Here is a 24,920-nt window from a genome sequence, read left to right on the forward strand (position 1 = left end):
TCGGGACGCGGGTCGGGGTATCGGGCCCGGCGACAGGGCACGCGCCGCCGGACCCGACCCCGGTCAGGAGGCGCGCAGATGGTCGATCGCCGCGCGGGCCGCAAGTCCGATCGAGGCGTCGGCCGCGGGCGCGCGAAAGCCCAGCGACTCCAGGCGCAGGAACACGCCCACCGCGTAGCGCTTGCCGTCGGGGTACTCCACCACGCCGACCTCGTTGCGCACGCCCCACAGGGTGCCGGTCTTGCCGGAGACCCGGATCTCGTCCTCGAATCCCGACGCGAGCCGGTGCGGCCAGATCTGCCGGCCCATGATGTCGCGCACCTCGGCGCAGGCCTCGGCGGAGCCCGCCTCGTCCCGCCAGATCGCGGCGAGCAGCTTGGTGATCTCGCGCGGGGTGGTCGCGGCGGTGCGCTTCGGGTCGCGCACGGTCAGCGCCCGGATCTGCTCGGGCGTGGCCCGGGCGACCTGCTCGTCGACGTTGCCGCTCGGGTCGACACCCAGATCGTTCAGCACCGATTCGAACAGGTCCTTGCAGCCGCTGATGGAGGTGTCGCGGCAGTCCAGCGCGTCGAGCGTGGCCCGCACGTTGTCCCGGCCGACCAGGCGCAGCACGATGTCGGTCGCGGCGTTGTCGCTCTGGGTGATCATCATGAAGGCGAGGTCGCGCGCGCTCATCTCCACGTCGTACATACAGCCGTCGGTGCCGATGCCGTCGCCCTCGCGGTCGGTGGCGGTGACCAGGTGCCGGCCCGCCCGGTCGAGCCGGCCGTCGGCGGCCTGGCGGGCGTACTCCAGGACGATCGGCACCTTCAGGACCGACGCGAGCACGACCGGGTCGTCGGCCTGGTAGGCGACCTCGTCGGCGGTGTCGAGGTCGCGTACGTGCAGGAAGCCGTCGACCCGGGCCGCGTCGAAGATCGCCCGGATGCGCTGTGTGGGTTCTACCGGCTCTCGTTCGGTGCTCATGTCCGCTCCGTGTGGGTGGTCGGATGCCCCGCAGGGCCGGTCGCCGGTGGTGGTTGCCCGTTCGGCGCCGATGTGGGGTGCCGGGGGAGGCTGCGCGGGTGGGTCCGTGGTCGGTCGGGTCGCCCGCGAAAAGGTGGCGCGCGCGTGTCGTGCGACCTCGGCCGGTCCGGTTCACGACCCCGCGGCGGCCCCTGCCGAGCATCGTCCCCCGCGGTATGGCTCGGCGTCGGTGATTCGGACAGGTTCGCCGACCGTTCTTCGTCCGGGACGACGATTCGGGGGTTTGTGACGCTGCCTACCGTGATCGTCCTCTGCGGCACTCGCCGCCGCCTTCCGAGGAGGTATCCCACGATGGGACGATCCGATGTGCCCGGGGCCGCTGCCCGGGCGCTGCCGACTCCCGAGTACCTAGCGACCCGTCTCGGCGAGCTGGCCAAGCGTGGCAATATCCCCGGCGCGAGCGTCGCGGTACGAATGGGCGACGAGACGGTCGCGGCCGCCACGGGCGTGCTCGACACGGAGACCGGGTATCCGGCCACGACCGAGTCGATCTTCCAGGTCGGTTCGATCACCAAGGTATGGACGGCGACGCTGATCATGCAGCTGGTCGACGAGGGCGTGCTCGACCTCGACGCACCGGTGCGCACCTTCCTCCCCGACTTCAAGCTGCTCGACGATGCCGCCACGGCGAGCGTGACGGTTCGTCAACTCCTTTGCCACACCGCGGGGTTCGAGGGCGACCTGTTCGAGGACTTCGGTCCCGGCGACGACGCGGTGGCCGGGCTGGTCGGGCATCTGGCCGACCACGGCGGGCGACTGTTCGCGCCCGGCGAGATGTTCTCCTACTGCAACAGCGGATACGTCGCCCTCGGTCGGATCGTCGAGGTGCTGACCGGGCAGACGTGGGAGGCCACGCTGCGCGAGCGGATCACCGTCCCGCTCGGACTGACCCGGGTGGCGACCGGCGCCGCCGAGGCGATCCTGCACCGGGTGGCGATCGGGCACGTGGAGGGCCCCGACGGGACCAGCGTGAAGGCGCCGGTGTGGCAACTGCCCCGCTCCAACGCGCCGGCCGGCTCGACGCTGGCCACCACCGCGACCGACCTGGTCGCGTTCGCCGCCGCGCACGTCGCGCGCGGCCTGCTGCCGGACGGCACCCGCCTGCTGTCCGAGGCATCGGCCCTGGCCATGCGCGAGCCGCAGGTGGACGTGCCCGACATCGGCGCGGTCGGCACCGCGTGGGGCCTGGGCTGGAACCTGTTCGACTGGGCGGGCGGTCCGGTGATCGGCCACGACGGCGGCACCCTCGGCCAGGCCGCGATCCTGCGAGTGGCCCCCGAGAGCGGCGTCTCGATCGCGATCCTGACCAACGGCGGCGCGTTGGGCGTGATGTACGAGCTGGTTCGCGAGGTGCTGGCGAGCACCGCGGGCGTGGCCATGCCCGAGCCCGCCGTGCCGCCCGTCGACCCGCCGGTGGTGGACGCGCGCTTCTTCGTCGGTCGTTACGCGTCGCAGGTACTGGCGATGGACGTGGTCGAGTCGGAGCGCGGCTTCGAGCTGACCTTGCGTACCCTGGGCACCGCGGCCAAGATGGCCGGCGAGACGATCCGCACGACCGAACTGGTGGCGCGCGACGCCCGCACGCTGATCGCCGTCGAGGCGAAGGGCGGGCAGCACGACCAGTACGCCTTCGTCGGCGACGGCGACCGGGCGCGCTTTGTGCACATGACCCGCGCGCTGCCCCGGATGGCGGTCGGCGAGCCGGCCGCCGCGTCCGGTGCCGAGCGGGGCGACGTCGACTCCTGTAGCGGAGGCGCGCGATGAGACGGGCCTCGCGCGGGGCCGCCGCGGCGCTCGCGCTGGGCCTGTTCGCCGCCGGCTGCGGCGGGACGGGCACGGGTGGGAGTTCGGGGGACGGCGACACGGTCACCATCGCGATCCCCAGCGACCCCAGCAACCTGAACCCGATGACCACGCTGGTCTCCTACGCGACCATGATGAACCGCTTCTCCTACGACTCGCTGATCAACATCCGGCCCGACGGGCGTATCGCCTCCGGCGTCGCGGAGAAGTGGAGTTCCGACGCGAAGTCGGCGACGTTCACGCTCAGGCGCGACGTGAAGTGCCAAAACGGTGAGCCGCTCACCGCGGCCGATGTCGCCGCCCAGTACAACCACATCGTCGACCCGGCCAACAAGTCGCCGCTGTACGGCCTGGTGGTGCCTCCCGGGGTCACCGCCACCGCCGACAACGAGGCCGGCACGGTGACCCTCGAGTCCTCGCAGCCGACCCCGTTCCTGCTCCGCGGCACCTCGATGTTGCGGCTGGTGTGTCCCTCCTCGCTGAAGGACTCGGACAAGCTCGGCCACACCTCCGACGGCACCGGTCCCTTCCGACTCGCAGAGGTGGTCGCGGGCGACCATTTCACCTTCGTCAAGCGACCCGGCTACACCTGGGGGCCGGACGGCGCCGACAATTCCGCGTTGCCGGACCGGGTGGTCTTCAAGGTCGTCGGCAACGAGTCCACCCGGACCAATCTGCTGCTCAGCGGGCAACTCGACATCGCGGCGGTGATGGGCGCCGACCGAGCCCGGTTGACCGCGGCCGGGATCAAGGCAGTGATCGAACGGGATCCGTTGGGGATGTTGCTTTTCAACGAGGCGCCGAATCGTGTCACGGCCGATGCCCGGGTGCGCCGGGCGCTGCTGTCCGCGGTCGACCTCAAGCAGATCGGCGCGGTGGCCACCGGCGGCAAGGGCATGGCCCCGCTGCGGCTCGGCATCACGATGGGCCCACCGTGCACCGAGGACTCGGTCACGGGCCACCTCCCGCCGCACGACCCGGCGCAGGCCGCGGCGCTGATGCGTGAGGCCGGCTGGAAGAAGTCCGGCGGACACTGGAGCAAAGACGGCAAACAACTGTCGATCTCGATGCCGTATCCGGGCGTGTTCGGCACCCAACTCGTCTCGGCCGTCGAACTGGCGGTCAAGCAGTGGGAGTCGTTCGGGGTGAAGGTGAGCATCCAGCCGACCACGGCGTCGACGAACGCGTCGATCCTGATGGGCGGTCAGTGGGAACTCGCGTGGGCGCCGATCTCGGTGACCACGCCCGATCAGATCCTCCCGTTCTTCTCCGGACCCAAGCCTCCCGAGGGGCTGAACTTCGGATCGCTCGACAATCCCGAATACCAGCGCCTCGTCGGCGAGGCGATGGCCAAGCCCGACATCGCCGGCTGTCCCGAATGGACGGCCGCCGAATCCGAGTTGATCAAACGCGCGGACGTGGTGACGTTCGTGGACTCGATGACCCCCTATTTCGTTCGAGGCTACAGCTTCGAACTCGACGGTGGCGGCGTGGTGCCGTCCTCCCTGCACAAGGTCGGTGGCCGATGAGCACCGCAACCCTGTCCGGCCGCGTGACGGACTTCCGTCTCGGTCCCTGGACCTCCTTCTTCCTGCGGCGCACCGGTCGGCTGGTGGTCTCGCTGGCCGCCCTGGTGACCGCCGCGTTCGCGATGATCCACTTCGTCCCCGGCGATCCCGTGCGCGGCGCCCTGGGGATGAACGCCACCCCCGAGGCGGTCGCCGCCCGCAAGGAACAACTGGGCCTCAACGACTCGCTGATCACCCAGTACAAACACTTCGTGAGCGGGCTCTTCCACGGCGACCTCGGCGAATCGATCACCGCCCGGGTCTCGGTGTCGAGCATGATCGGCGACCGGCTCCCCGCCACCCTGGAGATCGCGATCTACGCGTTCATCCTGGTCATGGTGGTGTCCATCCCGCTGGGCATGGCGATGGCCGTGTTCACCCTCAACGGCCGCCGGCGCCGCAGCGAACTGGCCTTCGCCTCCTCGACCGGGGCGATCGTGGCCATCCCGGAATTCCTCCTCGCCGTCGGCCTGGCCTCGGTGTTCGGCGTCAGCCTCGGCTGGTTCCCGGTGGCGCTGCGCGAGGGGCCCGACTCCTACGTGCTGCCCGTACTGGCCCTGGCCATCACCCCGATCGCCGCGCTGTCGCGGATCGTCCGGGTCGAGGCGCTGCGCGTGTTCGAGACCGACTACATGCGCACCGCCCGCGCCAAACGGCTGCCCACCCGACTGCTTTACCTGCGGCACGCGCTGCCCAACCTGCTCACCTCCTCGCTCACCCTCGGCGGCCTGATCCTCAGCAGCCTGCTCGCGGGCACCGTGCTGATCGAGAACGTCTTCGCCTGGCCCGGCCTGGGCATGACCATCGTCCAGGCGATCCTGCAGAAGGACTATCCGCTCGTTCAGGGCATCGTGCTCGTCTATGGAGCCGCCGCGCTCGCGATCCACTTCGCGGTCGACCTCGCCGTCGCCGTCGCCGACCCCAAGTCCACGATTCGCGGGAGCTGACGATGTCCAAGGCCCCTAGACTGCGCCAGGCGCTGCGCACCCCGATGGGGATCGCCACGGCGATCCTGAGCGCCCTGATCCTGCTCGTGGCGATCTTCGGCCCGATGCTGGCCGGCGACACCGCCGACCGGATCGACACCGACGCGATCGGCCGACACAGCGGCTCCGAGCACTTGTTCGGTACCGACGCGCTCGGTCGCGACATCGCCGCCCGGGTGGTCGTGGCCACCCGACTCACCCTCGAACTGACCCTGTTCGCCACGTTGATCGCGGTGCTCGGCGGGCTGATCCTGGGTGTGCTCCCGGCGGTGCTCGGCCGGCGCGCCGGCCGGCTGATCACCGCGACGGTCAACCTGCTCGTGGCCTTCCCCGGCCTGCTGTTCGTGCTCTTCCTCGCGGTCATCTTCGGCGTCGGCACCTTCTCCGCCGCCTTCGCCATCGGCCTGGGCGCGGCCCCGGCCACCGCCCGGCTCGTGCAGAACCTGACCGCCTCCATCGCCGGCACCGACTATGTGGCCGCGGCGCGGATCCTGGGCGTCGGCCGGTTCCGGATCATCGTGCGGCACATCCTGCCCAACATCGCCGAGCCGGTGGCGCTGTTCGTCGCCCAGGTCGCCGCCGGCATCCTGGTCGCCTTCTCCGGCCTGTCCTTCCTCGGCCTGGGCGTGCAGGCGCCCGACTACGACTGGGGGCGCCTGCTCAACGAACAACTCGACCGGGTCATGGTCGACCCGATGTCGGCGGTCGGCCCCGGTGCCGCGATCGTGCTGACCGGCATCACCTTCGGCCTGATCGGCGAGGTGGTCGCGGGCGCCAGCGGTGGCCGCGGCGCGAACCGGCCCGAGGCCGAGCCGGTCGTCTCGACCGACGAACAAGCCGCCGCCGAGGCGGAGTCGGCCCTGCTGCACGTCGACCACCTGCGCGTGCGCTTCCCCGGACACACCGCCGTACACGATGTGTGCCTCAGCGTCACCGAGGGCGAGGCGGTCGGCATCGTCGGCGAGTCCGGCTCGGGCAAGAGCCTGACCGCGCTGGCCGCGGCGGGGCTGGTCCCGCACCCCGGCCGGGTCAGCGCCCGTACCCTGCGCTTCGCCGACCGGGACCTGAACCGCCAGGCGCCCAAGGGCACTTCGCTGGCCATGGTGTTCCAGGACCCGATGGCCTCGCTCAACCCGGCGCTGACCGTGGGCCGGCAACTCGCCGAGGTCGCCGAGGTGCACCACGGCGCCGGCCGCGCGGCGGCGCTGACCCGAGCGGTCACCCGACTGGGCGCGGTGGGCATCATCAACCCCGAACAGCGGGTCGCCAAGCGCCCGCACGAGTTTTCCGGCGGCATGCGCCAGCGGGTGATGATCGCGATGGGCCTGATGGGCGAGCCCCGACTGATCATCGCCGACGAGCCGACCACCGCCCTCGATGTCACCGTCCAGGCCCAGGTGTTGGCCCTGCTGCGGGACGTACGGGCCGAATCCGGCGCCGCGTTGCTGCTGATCTCGCACGACATCGCCGTCGTGTCGCAGGTGTGCGACCGGGTCGTGGTGATGTACGCGGGCCGCATCGTCGAGGAATTGCCGGTCGGCGACCTGGCCGACGGCGTCGCGCACCCGTACTCGGCCGCGCTGATCGGCGCGGTACCCACCATGACCACCGACCGGGACGTCCCGCTGGCGACCATCCCCGGCCGCCCGCCGGAGCCCGGCGAGGAGAGCGTGGGCTGCCCGTTCGCGCCGCGCTGCGCCCGGGCGAGCGACCGCTGCCGGACGGAGGAGCCGGTCCTGGAACGCATCGGTCCCGGACGCCGCGTGGCGTGCTGGCACCCGATCACCACCGCCGTGCAGGAACTGGAGGAGGTTCGATGAAAGCCGCAGGTACGGTTGCCCCGGTCGCGGCCGAGGCCGACGCAGCGTCCGCCGGGGCCGGCACGTCCGGTTCGCTCGAACTGCGCCACATCACGGTGCGCTACGGCCGTGGCCGCTCGGCGGTGACCGCCGTCGACGACGTGTCCCTGGAGGTGCCGGCGGGCCGCGTGGTCGGCCTGGTCGGCGGCTCCGGGTCGGGCAAGTCCACCCTCGGCCGGGCCGCGGTCGGGCTGGTGCCGATCACCGCGGGCGACGTCCTGGTGGACGGCGTCGACCAGGGTCGGCGGCCCGGGCGCAGGCCGGTGCAACTGGTCTTCCAGGACCCGTTCGCGTCGCTGAACCCCCGGTTGAGCGTGGGCGCCTCGGTGGCCGAGGCGGTGCCGCGCGAGGACCGGGCGCGGCGCGCGGAGGAGGTGGCCCGGTATCTCGACCTGGTCGGGATCGACCCGGGGATGAGCACCCGACTGCCGCGCGCGCTCTCCGGCGGCCAGCGGCAACGGGTGGCGCTGGCCCGCGCGTTGGCCGCGCGACCGGCGGTCCTGGTGGCGGACGAGGTCACCTCGGCGCTGGACGTCTCGGTCCAGGGCGCGGTGCTCAACCTGATCCGCGACCTGCAACGCGAGCTGGGCTTCGCGATGTTGTTCATCACGCACAACCTGGCCGTGGTGCGCTACCTGGCGGACCGGATCGCTGTGATGGACCGGGGTGTCCTGGTCGAGGAGGGGCCGGCCGCACAGGTCCTGGAGGACCCCGAACACGAGTACACGCGGGCGCTGTTGTCGGGCGTACCGCGGATCGGCGAGCCGCTGCCGGAGGGAGCGGGCACCGAGGGCGCGCAGACCGGGGGAGCGGCGCGGGCCGCCTCCGACGCGGACGAGGGAACGGAGACCGGGAACCTATGACCCCGACACCGGCGGGCGCGCGGATCGGCGGCGACCTGTACCGTGCCGAACCCGAGCCCGCACCCGATTCCGGTGCGCTCCGCGACCGCGCGACCGCGGCGGCCGTCCGCGCGGCTCGCGCGGCGCACGTCGAGATCCGCCAACTGCACACGCTGGACGAGGTGTCCGATGTGTGCAAGCTGCTGGACCGCATCTGGCAGGTGGACTCGGCGAACCCGATGATGTTGCCCGAACTGCTGATGGTCCTGGCGCATGCCGGCGGCTATGTGGCGGGCACCTACGAGGGCGACCGGTTGACCGGCGCCTGCGTGGCTCTGCTCGCCACCGACGGCCTGCACTCGCACATCGCGGGCGTGGACGTGCGTTCGCGCGGACGCGAGGTGGGCCACGCGCTCAAGGTGCACCAGCGCGCCTGGTGCCTGGACCGCGGGATCACCCGGATCAGCTGGACGTTCGACCCCCTGGTGGGGCGCAACGCGTTCTTCAACCTGGCCAAGCTCGGTGCGGTGCCCGCCGAGTATCTGGTCGACTTCTACGGGCGCTTGACCGACGCGTTCAACGCCGGTGACCATACCGATCGGCTGCTGGTGCGCTGGGATCTGGCCGCCCCTCGGGTGGCCCTCGCCTGCGAGGGGATCCCGCAGCCGGCGGACGACGCGGCGGCTCCGGGGGAGGAGGGGGTCGCGATCGCTCTGGACGCGGGGGCCGATGGCCGCCCCGTGCTCGGGCGCACCGATGCCGACGTGGTGATCGTCCGGGTGCCGCGCGACATCGCCGCGCTGCGGCGCACCGACCCGGACGCCGTACTGTCGTGGCGGCTGGCGGTGCGCGAAGTGCTCGGCGGGCTGATGGGGGAGGGTCGCGTGGTGCGCGGCTTCGGGCGGCTCGGGGGATATGTCGTGGACCGGCGACGAGACGGGGGCTGAGTGCGCCTCGGGTCGGTTGGAGCCGAAGGGTAGTGACGCCCGTGGTTCGGATCGGCGGCATGTGCGGCCGTTGGATCGAACCGGGCGTGGGCCGGAGATTTCCCCACTTTCGGCCCAAGATCGTTTAGAATCCCGCACACGGATCGGCCACCGGGCGACACGGCCGCTCCGGTGCGTTCGACGGGGGCTCGTGTCGACCGAATGGATCCCCTCGTGACGGACCTGACCGACAACCGGCCGATATCCGCCCGGGCCGCCGCTGTGCCCGCCGACACCTCGACGGACCCGCGATGACCGCGCGTCCGCGCGCCGTGCTCGGGCGCATCATCGACGACCTCGGCTCGACCCTGTTCGAGGTCGCCGCCGGCGAAGCGGACCCGAACCGCGAGGTCACCGGCGTCCTCATCCACGACCCGGGCGACGAACCCGCGCACCCGCCCGGCGCGGTGGTGCTCGGCGTCGCGGTCTACGGGTCCTCGGCGATCGCCACCCTGGTGCACCGCGCGGCGGCGCTGGCCGCCTCGGCCGTCGTGGTGCGCGGGCCGCTCGCGGTGGACGCGGAGATCCGGGACGCGGTGGCGCAGACCGGCGTGGTGGTGCTCGCGCTGACCCCCGGGGCGTCCTGGTCCCAGGTCGCCACGCTGCTGCGCTCGCTGCTCGCGGTGGACGAGATCGGCAGCGCGCAGACCGGCGAAACCCTGGACGGCGCACCCTCCGGTGACCTGTTCGCGCTGGTCAACGCGATCGCCGCGCTGCTGGACGGGCCGGTCACGGTGGAAGATCGCAGCGGGCGCGTACTGGCCTTCTCCAGCCGCCAGGACGAGGCGGACGAGCCGCGGATCGCCACCATCCTGGACCGCCAGGTGCCCGCCGAGTGGTTGCGGATCCTGGAGGAGCGCGGCGCGTTCCAGGCGCTGTACCGCAGCGAGGGGCCGGTGTACCTGCCGGGCGTCTCGGACATGCCCCGGGTGGCCATCGCGGTGCGCGCCGGGGACGAGATCCTCGGCTCGATCTGGGTCGTGGTGCGCGGGCCGCTGTCCGCCGAGTTGCAGCGGTCGCTGATCGAGGCGGCCAAGGTGGTAGCGCTGCACCTGCTGCGCCGACGGGCGGGCGCCGACGTGGAGCGCCGGTTGCGCACCGACCTGCTGGCCACGGTGCTCGAGGGCGGGCCGGCGGCGGTGGACGCGGCGGGCCGACTCGGCCTGGCGCACCAGCCGGCGTGTGTGCTCGCGCTCGCGGTGGTGGGCGACGCGGCACCGGCCGAGCGCACCGCCGAGGAGCACCGGATCGTCGACGCGCTGGCGCTGCACCTGGCGGCGGTACATCCGCGGACCGCGACGGCCCGGCTCGGCGGCTTCACCTACGCGATTTTGCCGACCGAGTCGGACGCGCGGGCGGTACGGCTGGCCGAGGAGTTCCTGGCCCGGATCGGCGGGCGGGTCGAGGCGGTGGTGGGCATCGGCCGGGTGGCGGCCCGCGCCGTCGACCTGCCCTCGTCCCGGGCGGACGCCGATCGTGCGCTGCGCGTGTTGCGCTCGGGCCGATCGCCGCTGCGGGTGGCCAGGCTGTGCGACGTGTACGTGTCGTCGCTGCTGGTCGAGGTGGCCGACCGGGTGGCCGCCACGGACGACGCGCCGGCCGGGCCGGTGGCCCGATTGCGGGCCTACGACGCCGAACACGACACCCATCTCACCGAGACGTTGGCGGCGTGGCTGGACACGTTCGGTGACGTCACCGCCGCCGCGGCGGCCGTGCACGTGCACCCGAACACGTTCCGCTATCGGCTGCGCCGATTGTCCGAGGTGGGCGCGATCGACCTCGCCGACGGCGACGCGCGCTTCGACGCGATGTTCCAGCTCCGGCTGTACGGGGTGCACGGGAGCGGCCCGGCGCACCGGTCGCTCGACGCGGCGCGGCTGGTGCCGACGCCGATGCGGGGGACGGTGGGGTAGGGCTTCTCTCGGGGTGCGGCCGGTCAGGTGCCGAGCGGGCCCGGTTCGACCAGGAACAGCGCCGCGTCGCCGGGGAAGGCCGGGGCGAAGTGTGCCTCGACGTCGACCGCCAGGCGGTCCAGCGCGTCGGCGAAGTCGCCGCCCACGTGGCTCGGGGCGCGCTCGGCGAACGGGTAGTGCGTGCCGTCCGCGCCCGCGGCCTCGGCGAGTTCGTCCGTGTACAGCAGCACCCGCTCGCCCCGGCCCGCCGCGACGGTCAGCTCCGGCGGGCGGAACGTGCCGGGTGTCAGCGCGCCGATCGGCGGGGTGGCGTAGATGGGTTCCAGGCCGAGCACCCGCCGGCCGACGATCAGGAGCGGGTTCGGATAGCCGCGGTTGACCAGGGTCAGCGAGCCGTCCCCGGCCGGCCCGCCGGCGCGCTCGACCAGCAGCAGCCGGACCAGGGGCCGATGGCCGCGCGAATGGTCCTCGCGCAGGGCCAGCGCGATCCGGTGGGAGACCTCGGCGGGCGAGGGCAACTCGGCGGCGACCGCACCGAACGCGGCGAGCACCTCCGTCGCCAGATCGGGCGCGCACAGCGGATCGCCGGCCACGTCACCAAACACCGCCCGAGCCCCCAACGGCGTCTCGCGAACCTCGCCGAACCAGCACCGATCGGGTGGGTCGGCCGCTTCCGCCGCACCACCGACCCGCCGAGCGGCCACGCGCAGCCCATCAACCCGGGCAAGGGTCGTTTCCCCTATCCCCGGCGAGAGGTCATACCCGGCAGCCGCGGACTGCCCGCGATCACTCGACATGCCGGACGGATCGGACTCGGGCGGCTGCGCGTCGGTACTCACGGATCTCCTCACCGGCGGGACACCTCCGACGAGTGTCACCCACCCACGACCCCCCGAAACGCCCCCAACCCCACCCCCAACCCCACCCACAGCCCCAGCGCCCGCCCCGCGCCCGCCCGGGCCCGTCCCGCGCCCCGTCCCGCGCCCCGCCCCGCGCCCGCTCGGGGCCGTCCCACGGCCCGTCCCGCGCCCACCGGGCCTGCTCCGGATCTGCTCCGCGCGCGCCCGCGCCCACCCCGGCCCGCCCGCACCTGGTCCGCGTCCTTCCGCACCTGCTCCCGGCCCGCCTGCGCCCACCCGGGCCCCTCGCACCTGCCCCGCGCCCACCCGGGCCCCGCATGCCCCGCCCGCCCGGGCCCGTCCCGCGGCCGTTCTGCGCTCGCCTGGACCGCCTTGCGGTCGGGGTTCCGTGCCCCGTGGCCGGCTCGTGTTTGTCCATCCGGGAGGCTTTGGGGGTTTGGGGGGTGGGCAGGGTTGGGGGGAGGAGAGGGGATGGTGTGGTGAGTGGTGGGGTTGAGACCGAGGCTATGACCTCGTTCGACGAGATTTATGATCGGGCGGATCCTCGGGGGTTCTTTCGGGCGCTCGGGGCGTGGGGGTATCAGACGCCGCATCATGCGCAAGAGGTGTTCCGGCGGCTTGTCGCCACTCGGGCAGAGGGGGCCGCGGGCGTCGCGGTTCTGGACATGTGTTGCTCCTACGGGATCAACGCGGCGCTGCTCAACCACGACGTGACCCTCGCCGAGTTGTACGAGCGGTACGCTTCCGCGCCCATCGTCGCGATGGACACCGCCGAGCTGATCGAGGCCGACCGCGAGTGGTACGCCGCCCGCCGCCGCGCCGACGCGGTGCCCGTGATCGGCCTGGACGTGGCGGCCAACGCCATCGCCTACGCGCGCGCCGTCGGCCTGCTCGACGCCGGGTTCGCCGAGAACCTGGAGGTCGCGTCCCCCTCGCCGGAACTGCTCGCCGCCGCGCGCCCGGTCGGCCTGATCACCGTCACCGGCGGCGCCAGCTTCCTGTCTCCGCGCAGCTTCCGCCCCTTCCTGACCGACGCCCCGGCCCCCGTGTGGGTGGCCGCGTTCGTCCTGCGCACCGGCTCCTACCGAGCCATCGCCGACGGACTCACCGCCCACGGCCTGGTGACCGAGAGGTTCGGCGCGCACACTTTCCCGCAACGCCGCTTCACCAGCGAACGGGAACAGCGCTACGCCGTCGAGGCGGTGCTCGCCGCCGCCGAGGACCCCGAAGGCCGCGAATCCGCGGGCTGGTTCCACGCCGCGCTGCACCTGTCCCGCCCCGAGGACCACACCACCACGTTCCCCCTCACCACCCTCCTGCCGGACGGGCCGCGGGAGCGGATCTGACCCGACGGGGGCTACACGAAGCGGATGTGCCGCAACCCCGTCCAGGCCCGGCGCACCCGAGCCCGCGCGGGGGAGTCGGTGTTGGGCGCCAAGGTCAACCCGGTCGACTCGGCGATCAGGTCGGCCACCCTCGGCGTGTCGATGTGGTCGGTGTGGATGTGCTCGGCGAACTCCGGGCCGGCCAGGCGTTCCAGGCACAGATCGAGCCGGGCGACCGCGAAGCTCTCCCGCCGCAGCGGCGCCTCCCGGCCCGCCACCACGCGCACCGCCCGCCCGAAGCCGCGCTCGGCCAACCGCCGCAACACCGTCCCCCGCTCGGCCAACAGCGCGAAGTGCCGTACTTCGTGGCCCCGTTCGCGCAGCCGGCCGACGATCTCCCGGAAGTAGTCCGGCTCGATCACCGTCATGGGCGCCAACACCGGCCCCGGATGCCTGGCCAGGGTCAGATCCAGCACCTCGTACACCCCCTGCCGCCACGCCGGCAGATCCTGGAAGTCGCCGCGCAGCGCCCGCGGCGTCATCCGGTGCAGCCCGAAGCCGACCTCCTCCGGGTCGCAGATCACACTGCCCGGAAGCCGTCGGTGCAGCTCGTGCGCCGTCTGCGTCTTGCCGCCCCCGAAGGGGCCGTTGATCCAGATGAGCATGCGCACGACCCTAAGCCGCCGGCGCCGACGATCTACAACTCCCGTACCGGCACGCCCGCGAGGAAGGCCGCGACGTCCTCGACCGCCTCGGCGTACGCCAGTTCGTAGTTGTCCCGCGTCGCATACCCGATGTGGGGGGTGAGCACGGTATTGGGCGCGGCCAGGATCGGGTCGTCCGCCGGGATCGGCTCCACGGGGTACACGTCCAGCCCGGCCCCCGCGATCCGGCCCTCGTGCAGCGCGGCCAGCAGCGCCTCCCGGTCCACGATCGGCGCGCGCGAGGTGTTGACCAGATACGCGGTCGGCCGCATCAGCGCGAGTTCGGCCGCGCCGACCAGCGACCTGGTGCGCTCGCTGTAGCGCACATGCACGGTGACGAAGTCGGCGCGCCGGAACAACTCCTCTTTGGCCACCACCTCGACGCCGACCGCCGCGCCCTGTTCGGCGGTGAGGTTGCTGCTCCAGGCCAGCACCCGCATCCCGAACGCGGCGCCGACCCGGGCCACTCGGGTGCCCAGCCTGCCCAGACCGATCACACCGAGCGTGGCGCCGGCGAGGTCGACGCCCACGCCGCGTTGCCAGGTACCGGCCCGCAGGCTCGCCTCCTCGGCCGCGGTGCGCTTGGCCAGTTCGAGGATCAGCGCCCAGGTCAACTCCGCCGCCGGATGCGGGAGCAGACCCGTGCCACAGACGGTGACGCCCCGGGCACGCGCCGCCTCGACGTCGATGGCGGCGTTGTTCATCCCGGTGGTGATCAAAAGCCGCAACGCGGGCAGCCGGGCCAGCAGTTCCGCCGGGAACGCGGTGCGCTCGCGCATCGCCACCACCGCGTCGAACCCCGACAGGCGCTCGACCAACGTGTCGGGGTCGCGCACATGGTCCGGGAAGAAGATCGCCTCGGTGTCGTCCGGCAGTTCGCCCCAGCAGTCGAGCGCTGCGGCCTGCCCCTGGTAGTCGTCGATCACGGCCACCCGAAACACGTGCGCCCCCTCGCCTGCGGCCCCCGTCGCGCGGCTCGCCCGGCCGGACCGCGTTTGACCCTACCGGCGGCCTCGGCCGAGAGCCCGTCCGAGGTCAGCCGAGGGCCGCCAGCCCCGTGCGCAGGTCGTCCAGGTTCATCACCGGCCGGACGGCGACCTTGGCGCCCAACTCGAAGAACGGTTCGGCGATGGACGGCAACTGAGAGGAGTCCTGCATGTCGAACACCAGCAGACACGTACGGTCGCCCTCGAACGCGGCGAAGTAGGCCGCCTCGGGGTTCACCCGCTCGACGATGGACTGGATCCGCTTGCCCAGCGACCCGTCCGCGATCGCCTGGTTGCCCGCCTCGGTGCTCATCCGTGCGGAAAGAAGCATGCGCATCGATCTCACCCGCGTTTCGGTACGGATCGCGCCCGACACTCGCCTCGGGCGTCGCGGAGGACTCGATCACGTACGTTTCCAGCGTCCTCCCGTGCTCCCGCCCGTGCAAACGCCCGGGCGCGCGACCGCGTAGCGGGTGTGCCGTCGGGTATGCGAAAGGTATGAACGCGCGACATCGCGCTTCGACCAGGCGCCCTCCCGGCAGCGAGGCGGCCCACCCCCGCAGCGACCTCCCCGCGCGTCGGGTCATGTCCCGGATCGCGCTGCCCTTCTTCGTGATCGCGTGCGCGGCGTGCGCCGTGGCCGCCGCCGGGGACGTCGCCGACAGCGTGCGCACCCTCTGGCTGATCGCGGCGGTCGTCTGCGCCCTCACGGCCGTGATCGCCTGGATCGACCTGCGGGTGATCGCCCGCCGGATGCGCGAGGAACGGACCCGGTCCGGCCGCCCGGGGTGAGCCGCTCGCCCACGACGCACGGCCGCCGCGCCGCGACCGGCGCCGATTACTGTGCGCGCACCGTGGCCGGCGGCTCCGCTCGGCCCTCCGTCGGCGACCGCGGCCGGTCCTCCGTCGTCGGCTCCGCCGCACGCCGTGCCCCCGCCGAGCGGGCCGTGCCCAGCGCGGCGGCGGTGACCAGGACCATGCCCAGGATCTGCGCCGCGCCCGGGACCTGATGCAGGAAGACCAGGCCGGCGAGCAACGCGGCGGCCGGTTCCAGGCTCATCAGCGTGCCGAACGCGGCAGCGGTCAGCCTGCGCAGGGCGAACAGTTCGAGGGTGTAGGGCAGGATCGGGATGAGCAGCGCCAACGCCGCGCCCTCCAGGACGAGCGCCGGCGTCACTTCCCCACCGGCCACCTGCGGTACACCGACGAAGGCGCTCGCGACGGTGGCGACGGGGATGGAGTAGGCCAACCCGTCGAGGCCCGAGAAGCGATCGCCGATGCGCTGGGTGAGGATCACGTAGCCGGCCCAACCGGCCGCGCAGATCAGCGCGTACACCAGGCCCAGGGTGTCGAGCCGACCCTGCCAGGGGCGGGTGGCCAGGACCACGCCGACGAAGGCCAGGACCGGCCAGAGCAGGCCCCAACGATCCCGGCGGCGCAGCACCGCCACGCTCAGCGGGCCGAGGAAGGCGATCGCCACCTCCGTCCCGAGCGGGATCCGGGCGATCGCCTCGAATCCGGCCACGGTCATCACCGCGCTCGCCGTGCCGAGTGCGAGAGCCGCGCCCAGATCGGCGCGGGAGCGCGTCCAGGGCCTGGGCCGGACCAGGATCAGGAAGAACAGCGAGGCCCAGCACAGCCGCAGCCAGGCCGTGCCCGCCGGGCCGATCGAGTCGAACATGTGCGTGGACGTGGCGGCGCCGATCTGCACGGCGACGATCGAGCCCAGGGCGAGCAGCGGGGCCGGTGTGTTCCTCATCCGCCCATTGCAGGCGAGCGTGACGGTCCGCGTCCATCGCGTGATGATGGACAGAACGTCCGCTTGGCACGGATGATGAGGCGATGGAGACTCGCCTGCTGCGCACCCTGGTCGAGCTCGATCGGCTGGGCACGATGCGCGCCGTGGCCGAGGCCACCGGCTACGGGACATCGGCCGTGTCGCAGCAGATCGCCGCACTCGAACGGGAGACCGGTGTCGAACTGGTCGAGCGCACCGGGCGGACCGTGCGACTGACCTGCGCCGGGCGGCGGTTCGCCGAGCACGCGGTGGACATCCTCGCCGCGGAGGAGGCCGCCCGGGCGGTGCTGCGCGCCGACGCCGAACCCGCCGGGCTGCTCAAGGTGGCCGCGTACGCCGCCGCGATCTCGGCCGATCTGCTGCCGGTGGCCGGGGAGTTGGCCCGTTCGCATCCGGCGCTGCGGCTCGAACTCCAGGAACGGGAGCCGGCCGAGGTGCTGGATCTGCTCGCGCACGACCGGATCGACCTGGGCTTCGGCTACGACTACAGCCTGTTCCAGCGGTTCGCCCACGACGGCGCGGCGGTGCGGATGATGTGCCGTACGCCGCTGGTGCTTGCCGTGCCCGCCGGGTGCGCGGTGCCGGGGCGGATCGCGGTGCCGCGCGAGTTGCGGACCCTGGAGCGAGTTCCGTGGGTGGTCAACTCGCGGGGGGACCAGGACGGCGAACTGGTGTCCAGGCTCTGCGGGATCGCCGGGTTCCGGCCTCGGATCGCGCACCGTGCGGACAGCCTGGACCTGATCCTGGACTTCGTCGCCGCCGACCTCGGCGTGGCGGTCGTGCCGTCGTTCGCGCCGCCCCGGTCGGGTGTGCGATACGTGCCGATGCCCGGGATCGAGGTGGAGCGGCGGATGTTCGCGATCACCCGCCCCGGCGGCCATCTGCGGCCCGGGGTGGAGCTGGTCGTGGATCGGGTGATCGCACAGCGGGCGCGCATGGACGCGGCAGACGCGGATGCGACGGTGGCGGAAGGGGCGGGTTGACCGGGCGCGCCGGCTGCGTTTCGGGCCGAGCCGCCCGGTCTCCCGCTCGGGCTGACCCGCCGTGGCGAAGTCGCGCGATCAGTGCGTGAGTTGCACCCTCGGGGCGGCGGTGCCCGGTTCGGTGTGCGCGGTCTCCTCGGTGTGGCCCACCCGCCAGTAGCCCATGAACGCGATCGCGCGGGGGTCCATGCCGCGTTCGTCCTTGAGGTGGCGGCGCAGCGCCCGCACCCGGCCTGCCTCGCCCGCGAGCCACGCGTAGCCGTGGTCGGTCGGCGGCCGGGCGTCGCGGACCGCGTCCAGGAGGCGGTGATCCCCGGCCGGCGCACCACCCCGGTGCAGCCAGTTCACCCGTACGCCGGGCGGCGCGGCCAACCGCTGGCGGTCCGCTTCGGTGGTCACCTCGACGAACACGGTCCCCTCGGCGTCGGCCGGCAACGACTCGACGATGGACCCGATCGCCGGCAGCGCCGCGTGGTCCCCGACCAGAAGCAGACGGCGGCCCGCCGGCGGCTCGAAGCTGTAGCCCCCGTTGCGGGCGGCGGTCGGCCCCAGCACCTCGATCGGGTCCCCGGGGCGGGCCGCGCGCGCCCAACGGGACGCCGGCCCGCCGGGCGTGTGCAGCGCGAAGTCGATGTCGATCTCGACCGGATCCGAACGGTGCGCGCGCACGGTGTAGGTGCGCTGGTACGGCCGGTCCGCCTCGGGGATCCGCGCCCACGCCTCGCGCCAGGTCAGGTCCGCCCGGGTGATCCGGGGTGCCGGTCGACCCTCGCGCGGGACGAACAGCTTGATCCGCTGATCCGGCCCGCCGGGCACGAAGCTCGCCAGGCGCGGGCCGGTCAGGGTGATCCGGACCGCGTTGCGGGTGATCGGGGTGTTGCGGACCACGGTGAGGTGGAAGGGCCGGTACAGCCGCGCACGACGTTCACGTTCGGTGGTGATGGGAACTCGCCCTCTCGGACACGGGTCGACCGGTGGACGACACGGGACGATGTCGGAGTTAGGTTAGCCTAACCGCTTAGGTTTCACGATCACCCGCGACGCGCCGACACTGGGCCGAACGGGCCTGGCAAGAGCCGGATTTGGCCAGGAGGTATGGCTAGCCTAAGTTGGTCCGGGTCCCCGGCCGGTACGGGTCGGGACGCCCGGCGGCGGGGTGTGTTCGCCGAGGGCGGGGCATGCCCGGGCCCGGCGTCCGGATCGACGAGTCGACGTGTCCGAGGGGGAGCGATCACGCATGCGGCTGTACCTGCTCGCGCTCAACCCCACCGACTCGGTCACCGACGGCTTCCTGCCCGCCGCCCACCGCATGGGCCTGGACGTCACCCTGCTCACCGACCCCGCGTACGCGCCGGCCCACCTCGCGGTGTGCGGCGGTCAGGATTTCGTCGAGGTCGTGGAGTGCGACGTCCGCGACTTTCGCGCGGTGATCGACCGGATCGCCGACGGCCCCCGCCCCGACGCGGTGTTCAGCAACAGCGATCACCTCCAGGTGCAAACCGCCCTGGCCGCCGCCTGGTTCGACCTCCCCGCCAAGGACTGGCGGGCCGCGCTGCACGCCAAGAACAAGGCACACATGCGCCGACGGCTGGCCGCCACGGGCGTCGACCCGGTCTGGGCCGCCGAACTGGCGCCGGAGCGGGTCGCGAAGGAACTGCTCGCGCTCGACCCGCCGTTCCCGTGCGTGGTCAAACCCCGCGAGGGCGTTGCCGGCGAGGACGTGGTGCTGGTCGCCGACGAGGGGCAACTCCTGGCGCGCTGCGCCGAGATCCGCTGCCGTCGGCCCGGCGCGGCGCTGGTGGTCGAGGAGTTCCTGAGCGGCGAGCTCTACACCCTGGAAACCCTCGGTGACCGGAACGGCACACGGGTGGTGGCCGGATTCCACACCCACCTGTCGCCGCCACCACACTTCATCGAACTGCGGCTGGATCTGGTCCCCCACCCGCCCGCCGCCGGCACCGCCGGCGTACTGGCCCGGCTCGACGCGCTCGGCGTCGGATTCGGCGCCTGTCACACCGAATTCGTGCTCCAGGACGGTCGCCCCCGGATCATCGAGGTCAACTACCGCGCCATCGGCGACCAGTGCGACCTGCTGCTCGCCGACGTCCTGGACATCCCGCTCTTCGAGTACATCCTGCGCGTGCACCTCGGCGACGACCTCCCCGCCGACCTCGGCGCGCACACCGACCGGCACGCCCGCATCGACTGGCCGTGCGCGGAACGTGCCGGCGTGCTCATCACCGCTCCGGGCCGCGAGGACACCACCTCCGACGCGGGTGTGCGGACGGACTACCACCCGCTGCGGGCGATCGGCGAACGCCACGAACTGCACCACTCCAACCGGGACTACCTCGGCGTGCTGCGCACGACCGGTACCGACCGGTCGGCGGTCGACCACGCGGCCGAGGCGTTCCTCGCCGACCACACGTGGGGCATCACCCCGTGACCGAACCCGCCGTCGCGGACCCGGCACCACCCGACCCGGCGCGGCGCGGCGCGTCTGCGAACGCCCCCGACGGCGAGCAACTGCGACGCGTGCTCGACGCCGTACTGCGCGAGGACATCCTCGGCCTGCGCTCCACCGCCGAAACCCTGCACCGGCCCGACGGCACCTGGTTGCGACTGAACGCCCCGGATGGTGAGGCGAGTTGGTTGATACCCGTGCGATCCGACGGTTTCCAGTGCGAGTACGCGGCCCGCGAACCGCTTCTGCTCGCCGAACACGACGGCACCCGACTGACCACCACCGACGCCGTGTTGGCCGGCCTGCGCGACCAGGCCGACCCCCGCGACCGCTCCGGCTTCGACGACTTCGCCGAGGAGTGCCGCCAGTCGGCCCGGGCCGGCCGCGCCATGGCCGACGCGATCCCGGCAGTCCGGGCCCGGCTCGCCACCGACCACGGCCCGGACCCGAGCACCTGGACCGGACTGCGCGCTGGCCCGGCCCTCGACACCCTCGCCGCACATCTCGACCACCCCATCCACCCGACCCCGCGCGCCCGTTCCGGCCTGGGCGAGGCGGCGCTGCGCCGCTACGCCCCCGAACACCACCCGACCTTCCGGCTGCGTTGGGCCCTGCTCCCGCACGACGCGGCCACGCTCACCGGCACCCTGCCCGACTGGTGGCCCACCCCCACCACACTCGGCCGACCCGACCTGGAACACAGCCGGCTCGCGCTGCCCGTACACCCCCTCACCCTCGACCGACTCCCGCACCCGGCCGTGCCCACCGCGCCGGCCCACCTGGACGTGCGGCCGACCCTGTCGATGCGCACCGTCGCCGTGCTCGACCACCCCGGCGTACACCTCAAGCTCCCGCTGCCGATCGCCACCCTCGGCACGCGCAACCGACGCACCATCAAACCCGGCACGCTCGTCGACGGCGCCGCCGGACAACGCCTGCTCGCCGCCGTCCTGGACCGCGAACCCCGCTTACGCGAGCGGGTGTTGCTCGCCGACGAACAGACCCACCTGCACGCCGGCCACGAACTGCTCGCCGTCCTGGTGCGCCGCTATCCGAACCTGCCCGACGACACCCTCGTACTCCCCGTCGCCGCCCTGCTCGCCCGGGTGCACGACGGCACCTCCGTCCTGGACCGGGTCGCCGAACGCTGGTACGGCGGCGACCGGTTCGCGCTGCTCGACGCCTACCTCACGCTGCTCCTGGACTGGCAGACCACACTCTTCCGGTACGGCGTCGCACTCGAATCCCACCCGCAGAACCTCTCCCTCGTACTCGCCGACGACCGCCCCATGCGCCTCCTGCTCAAGGACAACGACGGGCCCCGGATCAACCGGGCCCGCTGCCCGGTCGAGCACGACGGCTTCGACGACCCGCGCACCTACAGCTCCGACGACGGGCCGCTCGCCGACCTGTTCGTCACCATCACCGTGCATCTGTGCGCCGGCGCCCTGGCATTCGCCCTGTCGGACCCCGAACGCGCCCGACTGCTGTGCCTGGTGCGCGACCGGCTGGCGGAGATGGCGGATCCGTGGTTGCGCCGCCGGATCCTCGACGCGGACCGGCTCCCGATCAAGGCGATGGTCACCGCCGGGACCCTGCTCACCAAGGAGCGCTCCGGCGCTGCCGACATCAACAAGCACTACACGACCGGACCGAACTACCTGCGCCGGCCGGCCGAAACCCCGTAGCGGCCGGAGCAGCCGCACACGCCACGGCCCCGAGCCGCACACCTCGCACCGCACATCGCGCACCTCGCACCTGCCAAGACCCGCCGGAGTCGCCCATGTCGCCGCAGTCGGCCCGACCCACGACCACCGCGGCCCCCGCCGCCCAGGCCCCGCCCGCGCCGCCCTCGGCAGACGACGCCGTCGCCCACACCCTGCTCAACTGCCTGCTTCGGGAGGTCTGCGGCCCCGAACGGCACAGCGTGATCGAGCCCGACGGCGGTCACCTGCGGTTGTGGCTGGCCCGATCCGGTACCGAGCTGCGGGTCCGGCTGCGACGCACCTCCCTGCTCGGCGACCACCGCTTCACCGGGCCGGTGAGCGAACGACGCGGGGCCGGCTGGCATGCGCTGTCCTGGTCCGAGCTGGGCCGGCGGGCGCACCGCGAACTGGGCATGCGTACCGGTGCGCCCAACGACGAGTTCCTGGGCCAACTCGCCTCCAGCCACGCGGGCGTGGCCGCCGGGCTGGCGCGCCGCGCCGCGCCGCCCGCGTCGCGCTACCTGGAGTCGGAACAGGCGCTGCTGTTCGGACACCGCTTCCACCCCACCCCCAAGGCACGCGGCACCGACCCGACCACCTGGGCCGCCTACGCCCCCGAGGCCCGCGCCGAGTTCCGGCTGCGACACCTGGCCGTACGCAGCGAACTGATCTCCCAGGAACGCATATCCGCCGCCGACACCGCCATCCTGGACCGGCTCGGCCCGGTACCGGCCGGCTACACACTGCTCCCTGCACACCCGTGGCAGTACGAACTCCTCGCCGGCCACCCGCGCCTGCGCGCCGCACTGCTCCGCGGCGACATCCGCGACCTGGGCGAGGCCGGCCCGCACTTCGCCCCCACCGCGTCGGTACGCACCCTCGCCGGCGCCGGAGTGTTCCTCAAATTCAGCCTGAACGTGCGCATCACCAACTGCGTACGCAAGAACGCCGCCTACGAATTGTCCGGCGCCGTCGCGCTCACCCGGGCGCTGGCCCCGATCGCGGCCCGCACAGCCACCCGCTTTCCCGACTTCGCCATCCTCGGCGAGCCCGCCTACCGCAGCCTGTCGGCCGACGTCGCCCCCGAACTCCTCGAAGGCTTCGGGGTGATCGTCCGCGACGGGCTCGACACGCACCTGCGACCCGGGACCACGCCGCTGCTCGCCGCCGCCGTGGCCGCCGAGTACCCGACCGGGTCCGCGCACCTGTCCCGACTGCTCGACGGCGCCGGGCCCGACGACGCGCTGCACTGGTGGGAGGACTACCTGCGGCTGCTCGTCCCGCCGGTGCTGGCGCACTACTTCGCACACGGCGTGGTCCTGGAACCGCACCTCCAGAACGTCCTGGTCGCGGTGGACGCCGGCGGTCGGCCCCGGCAGGTGCTGATGCGCGACATGGAGGGAACCAAGCTGCTTCCCGGGCCGCACGCCGCCGTGCTGGCCGCACTGCCGTCGTCGGTGGCCGCGCCGATGACCTACGACGCCCGGCGCGGCTGGGACCGCGTGGTCTACTGCCTGCTGGTGAACAACATCGCCGAAATGCTCGCCGCGCTGGTCGACGTCCATCCGCGCCTGGAGGCCCGCTGCTGGGCACTGGTCCACGCGGTCCTGGCCGAGTGCGCCGCCGAACACAGAGATCCCGAACCGCTGCGCGCCCTGCTCGCGGGCGCGCCGCTGCCCGCCAAGGCCAACCTCCTCGCTCGCTGGGAGCGGCGCGCCGACCGCGAGGCGGAGTACGTCCGCATCCCCGCGCCGTCGGTCGGGCCGACCCCGGACGGCGCACCCCGCACCCCCGTCCGGAGCATCCGATGATCCCCCCGCACATCCGCGCCCACGTCACCGACCTCGCCCCCGAGGCGTTGCCCGCGTACCTGTACGACCGGGCCGGGCTGCGGGCACACGCTGCGGCGGTGCGCGCCGCGCTGCCCGAGCGGGTCGAGGTGTACTACGCGGCCAAAGCCAACCCGGCACCGGAGATCCTGACCGCGCTGGACGGTTCCGTGAGCGGCTTCGAGGTCTCCTCGGGCGGTGAACTCGCGCATGTACGCGCCCACATGCCCGAGGCCCGGATCGCCTTCGGCGGCCCGGGCAAGACCGACGCCGAGCTGATCGCCGCGCTGCGGGCGGGCGTCGAACGCATCCACGTGGAGAGCCGCGCCGAACTGCACCGCCTGATCGTGTTCGCCGGCCGGCATACGCCAGACCGCGACGTCGATGTGCTGCTGCGGGTCAATTTGCCCCTGGACGGCGGCCTGTTGCGCGGCGCGGCGCTGATCATGGGCGGCGATCCGTCCCCGTTCGGCCTGGACCCGGACGACGCCGAGGCGTGCCTGCACCTGCTGCGCGGTCCGGACGCCGGCCGGGTCCGGGTGCGCGGGATTCACGCGCACCTGGCCGGCGGACTGGACGCGGACACCCAGGTCGCCGTCGCCGCGCGGATCGTCGACTGGACCCGAACGGTCGCCGACCGGCGCCGGATCGCCCTGCCCGAGGTCAACGTCGGCGGCGGCATGGCGGTCGACTACACCGACCCCACAGCCCGCTTCGACTGGGCCCGCCTGGGCGCCGGGCTGGCGGAAATCCTGGCCGACCGTGCCGACTTGTCCCTGCGGATCGAACCGGGTCGGGCGCTGACCGCCTACTGCGGTTGGTACGCCACCGAGGTGCTGGACCTCAAGCACAGCCACGGCGCGGCCTTCGCGGTGCTCCGCGGCGGCACCCACCACGTGCGCACCCCCGCGGCCAAGGGACACGACCAGCCCTTCGCCGTCCTGCCGAGCGCACACCCGTGGCCGCATCCGTGGCCGCGCCCGCAGGTGACCGCCGCCGAGGTCACCCTGGTCGGCCAACTGTGCACCCCCAAGGACGTGTTCGCCCGCCGCCGACCGGTCACCCGGCTGGCGGTCGGCGACCGCGTCGTGTTCGCGATGGCAGGCGCCTACGCGTGGAACATCTCCCACCACGATTTCCTGATGCACCCGCACCCGACGTTCCACCACCTGTGACGGGGCGCTGAGCGCACACGCCGCCGGCTCGAAACCGGGTGGTTTCGGGCCGGCGGGTGCTCGCACGCGGCGCCGGCGCTCGATGGTCGGCCGGTCCGGTGTCGACG

The 24,920-nt window shown here is 73.0% G+C and carries 21 protein-coding genes; 14 read left to right on the forward strand and 7 right to left on the reverse strand.

What is annotated here, in order from left to right; genetic code table 11:
• Positions 1-63 precede the first annotated feature (63 nt).
• Positions 64-966, reverse strand: coding sequence for a serine hydrolase (locus tag ACH4XV_RS37290; protein ID WP_395797105.1), 903 nt, complete (start codon positions 964-966; stop codon positions 64-66).
• Positions 967-1,317: 351 nt separating this feature from the next.
• Between ACH4XV_RS37290 and ACH4XV_RS37295 the strand changes: the two genes are divergently transcribed.
• From ACH4XV_RS37295 to ACH4XV_RS37325, 7 genes are all read left to right on the forward strand, one after another.
• Positions 1,318-2,790 (forward strand): serine hydrolase domain-containing protein, encoded by a 1,473-nt coding sequence (locus tag ACH4XV_RS37295; protein ID WP_395797107.1) that lies wholly within the window; start codon positions 1,318-1,320, stop codon positions 2,788-2,790.
• On the forward strand, positions 2,787-4,358 hold the full coding sequence (locus tag ACH4XV_RS37300; protein WP_395797109.1) for an ABC transporter substrate-binding protein: 1,572 nt from the start codon (positions 2,787-2,789) through the stop codon (positions 4,356-4,358). Before ACH4XV_RS37295 ends, ACH4XV_RS37300 begins: the two co-directional genes overlap by 4 nt.
• Entirely contained in the window at positions 4,355-5,344 is a 990-nt protein-coding gene (locus tag ACH4XV_RS37305; RefSeq protein WP_380032579.1) for an ABC transporter permease, read from the forward strand. The genes ACH4XV_RS37300 and ACH4XV_RS37305 overlap by 4 nt, the downstream gene beginning before the upstream one ends.
• Before the next feature lie 2 nt (positions 5,345-5,346).
• Positions 5,347-7,203 (forward strand): dipeptide/oligopeptide/nickel ABC transporter permease/ATP-binding protein, encoded by a 1,857-nt coding sequence (locus ACH4XV_RS37310; protein WP_395797111.1) that lies wholly within the window; start codon positions 5,347-5,349, stop codon positions 7,201-7,203.
• Positions 7,200-8,105, forward strand: coding sequence for an ATP-binding cassette domain-containing protein (locus ACH4XV_RS37315; protein WP_395797113.1), 906 nt, complete (start codon positions 7,200-7,202; stop codon positions 8,103-8,105). The genes ACH4XV_RS37310 and ACH4XV_RS37315 overlap by 4 nt, the downstream gene beginning before the upstream one ends.
• Positions 8,102-9,031: a GNAT family N-acetyltransferase gene (locus ACH4XV_RS37320; protein WP_395797115.1), complete on the forward strand. Its 930-nt coding sequence runs from the start codon at positions 8,102-8,104 to the stop codon at positions 9,029-9,031. The genes ACH4XV_RS37315 and ACH4XV_RS37320 overlap by 4 nt, the downstream gene beginning before the upstream one ends.
• 290 nt (positions 9,032-9,321) lie before the next feature.
• The gene (locus ACH4XV_RS37325; RefSeq protein ID WP_395797117.1) at positions 9,322-10,983 is read left to right on the forward strand and encodes a PucR family transcriptional regulator; all 1,662 of its coding nucleotides are present in this window, start codon (positions 9,322-9,324) and stop codon (positions 10,981-10,983) included.
• 23 nt (positions 10,984-11,006) lie between these two features.
• Here ACH4XV_RS37325 and ACH4XV_RS37330 read toward each other — a convergent pair whose 3' ends face one another.
• Complete coding sequence (locus ACH4XV_RS37330; RefSeq protein ID WP_395797294.1) at positions 11,007-11,780, reverse strand: SpoIIE family protein phosphatase; 774 nt, start codon at positions 11,778-11,780, stop codon at positions 11,007-11,009.
• Between the two features lie 728 nt (positions 11,781-12,508).
• Between ACH4XV_RS37330 and ACH4XV_RS37335 the strand changes: the two genes are divergently transcribed.
• A complete protein-coding gene (locus ACH4XV_RS37335; protein WP_395797119.1) occupies positions 12,509-13,189 on the forward strand; it encodes a hypothetical protein in 681 nt (226 codons plus the stop codon).
• An 11-nt stretch (positions 13,190-13,200) separates the two neighbouring features.
• On the opposite strand, the gene ACH4XV_RS37340 is transcribed toward ACH4XV_RS37335, so the two are convergent.
• The 3 genes from ACH4XV_RS37340 to ACH4XV_RS37350 form a co-directional block, all read right to left on the reverse strand.
• Positions 13,201-13,833 (reverse strand): AAA family ATPase, encoded by a 633-nt coding sequence (locus ACH4XV_RS37340; protein ID WP_395797120.1) that lies wholly within the window; start codon positions 13,831-13,833, stop codon positions 13,201-13,203.
• A 32-nt stretch (positions 13,834-13,865) separates the two neighbouring features.
• The gene (locus tag ACH4XV_RS37345; RefSeq protein WP_395797122.1) at positions 13,866-14,813 is read right to left on the reverse strand and encodes a D-2-hydroxyacid dehydrogenase family protein; all 948 of its coding nucleotides are present in this window, start codon (positions 14,811-14,813) and stop codon (positions 13,866-13,868) included.
• Between the two features lie 94 nt (positions 14,814-14,907).
• Positions 14,908-15,195 (reverse strand): hypothetical protein, encoded by a 288-nt coding sequence (locus tag ACH4XV_RS37350; protein ID WP_395797124.1) that lies wholly within the window; start codon positions 15,193-15,195, stop codon positions 14,908-14,910.
• Between the two features lie 248 nt (positions 15,196-15,443).
• Here ACH4XV_RS37350 and ACH4XV_RS37355 point away from each other — a divergent pair, with 248 nt between their 5' ends.
• Positions 15,444-15,650 carry a hypothetical protein gene (locus ACH4XV_RS37355; RefSeq protein WP_395797126.1) on the forward strand — a complete coding sequence of 69 codons (207 nt, stop codon included), beginning with the start codon at positions 15,444-15,446 and terminating at the stop codon, positions 15,648-15,650.
• A gap of 46 nt (positions 15,651-15,696) precedes the next feature.
• Here the strand turns inward: ACH4XV_RS37355 and ACH4XV_RS37360 are convergent, their stop codons facing one another.
• Positions 15,697-16,617, reverse strand: a complete 921-nt coding sequence (locus ACH4XV_RS37360) for an EamA family transporter (RefSeq protein WP_395797128.1) — start codon at positions 16,615-16,617, stop codon at positions 15,697-15,699.
• An 83-nt stretch (positions 16,618-16,700) separates the two neighbouring features.
• Here ACH4XV_RS37360 and ACH4XV_RS37365 point away from each other — a divergent pair, with 83 nt between their 5' ends.
• Complete coding sequence (locus ACH4XV_RS37365; protein WP_395797130.1) at positions 16,701-17,639, forward strand: LysR family transcriptional regulator; 939 nt, start codon at positions 16,701-16,703, stop codon at positions 17,637-17,639.
• A gap of 78 nt (positions 17,640-17,717) precedes the next feature.
• Here the strand turns inward: ACH4XV_RS37365 and ACH4XV_RS37370 are convergent, their stop codons facing one another.
• On the reverse strand, positions 17,718-18,527 hold the full coding sequence (locus ACH4XV_RS37370) for a siderophore-interacting protein (protein WP_395797132.1): 810 nt from the start codon (positions 18,525-18,527) through the stop codon (positions 17,718-17,720).
• A gap of 349 nt (positions 18,528-18,876) precedes the next feature.
• On the opposite strand from ACH4XV_RS37370, the gene ACH4XV_RS37375 reads away from it, so the two are divergent.
• The 4 genes from ACH4XV_RS37375 to ACH4XV_RS37390 all read left to right on the forward strand — a co-directional run bounded on the left by ACH4XV_RS37375 (position 18,877) and on the right by ACH4XV_RS37390 (position 24,813).
• Positions 18,877-20,085, forward strand: a complete 1,209-nt coding sequence (locus ACH4XV_RS37375; protein WP_395797134.1) for an ATP-grasp domain-containing protein — start codon at positions 18,877-18,879, stop codon at positions 20,083-20,085.
• Entirely contained in the window at positions 20,082-21,791 is a 1,710-nt protein-coding gene (locus ACH4XV_RS37380; protein WP_395797136.1) for an IucA/IucC family protein, read from the forward strand. Before ACH4XV_RS37375 ends, ACH4XV_RS37380 begins: the two co-directional genes overlap by 4 nt.
• A gap of 95 nt (positions 21,792-21,886) precedes the next feature.
• Positions 21,887-23,620: an IucA/IucC family protein gene (locus tag ACH4XV_RS37385; RefSeq protein WP_395797138.1), complete on the forward strand. Its 1,734-nt coding sequence runs from the start codon at positions 21,887-21,889 to the stop codon at positions 23,618-23,620.
• Positions 23,617-24,813 carry a type III PLP-dependent enzyme gene (locus ACH4XV_RS37390; RefSeq protein WP_395797140.1) on the forward strand — a complete coding sequence of 399 codons (1,197 nt, stop codon included), beginning with the start codon at positions 23,617-23,619 and terminating at the stop codon, positions 24,811-24,813. Before ACH4XV_RS37385 ends, ACH4XV_RS37390 begins: the two co-directional genes overlap by 4 nt.
• Positions 24,814-24,920 lie beyond the last annotated feature (107 nt).

This window comes from Embleya sp. NPDC020630 (assembly GCF_044334985.1).
GTDB lineage: Bacteria > Actinomycetota > Actinomycetes > Streptomycetales > Streptomycetaceae > Embleya.